Origin of the sequence: Parvimonas sp. D2, assembly GCF_035282635.1 — a bacterium.
In the GTDB taxonomy this organism is placed as follows: domain Bacteria; phylum Bacillota; class Clostridia; order Tissierellales; family Peptoniphilaceae; genus Parvimonas.
In genome coordinates, this window is the sequence record NZ_JAYKBO010000046.1 from 1 (window position 1) to 271 (window position 271).

At 66.1% G+C, this 271-nt stretch carries 1 protein-coding gene; it reads right to left on the minus strand.

The genetic code is table 11. The annotated features are described in order from the left end of the window. The coding region (locus VJI77_RS07525; protein ID WP_323988977.1) for a zinc-binding dehydrogenase at positions 1 to 271 on the minus strand (271 nt) is incomplete at both ends.

Below are 271 nucleotides of genomic sequence, written 5' to 3' on the forward strand. Positions count from 1 at the left end.
GCCGATGATGACCGACTGGCCCCAGCCGCGGTGCGCGTATTCCAGGGCGGCACGCATCACGTTGACGTTGCCGATGCATTCGAAGCTGTGGTCCACGCCCCAGCCCGTCATCTCGACGATGACCTGCTGGATGGGCTTGTCGAAATCCTTGGGATTCACGCAGTCGGTGGCGCCGAAGGTGCGGGCCAGGTCGAACTTGGAGGGGTTGGTGTCCACGGCGATGATGCGGCCGGCCTTGGCCAGCTTGGCGCCCTGGATCACGGCCAGGCCG